Raw genomic sequence first — 397 nt, 5'->3', positions numbered from 1 at the left:
GTGTACTTCCCGTTTCACAAGGCCAACGAGTTTCTGGGTATGACCGGGCTGCCGACGTTTCTGGCAGTGGACGTGATGAAAATGCCGAATATCGAAGCGGATGTGCAGCGTTACGAGGCTCACCTGGGCAAAGTGTTTGGTGCGCAGTAAGCACAACCTTTGCACTGAACAGCGCTAATAGCCTCTGAGTGTTGAGCAGGGGACAACAGTGAAAGCCAGATCTGATGAATTGCAGGTGTTTGTCTCGGTCATCGAAAGCGGTTCGATTTCCGCGGCGGCAGAGAAAATGGGCCAGACGCCCTCCGGTGTCAGCCGTACCCTGTCACGTCTGGAAGCCAAGCTTGAAACCACGCTGATCAACCGCACGACGCGGCGCATGGACCTGACCGAGGAGGGC

At 56.2% G+C, this 397-nt stretch carries 1 protein-coding gene and 1 pseudogene; both read left to right on the top strand.

Features of this window, described 5'->3' with window-relative positions:
* Positions 1-150: pseudogene (locus tag ALO43_RS28600) on the top strand (NADPH quinone reductase MdaB); the annotation flags it as partial.
* A 58-nt stretch (positions 151-208) separates the two neighbouring features.
* Positions 209-397, top strand: a 189-nt coding sequence (locus tag ALO43_RS09775; RefSeq protein WP_157062281.1) for a helix-turn-helix domain-containing protein, incomplete at its 3' end; no start/stop codon positions are given.

Source organism: Pseudomonas tremae, from assembly GCF_001401155.1.
GTDB lineage: Bacteria > Pseudomonadota > Gammaproteobacteria > Pseudomonadales > Pseudomonadaceae > Aquipseudomonas > Aquipseudomonas tremae.
This window is presented reverse-complemented; position numbering and strand designations above follow the sequence as displayed.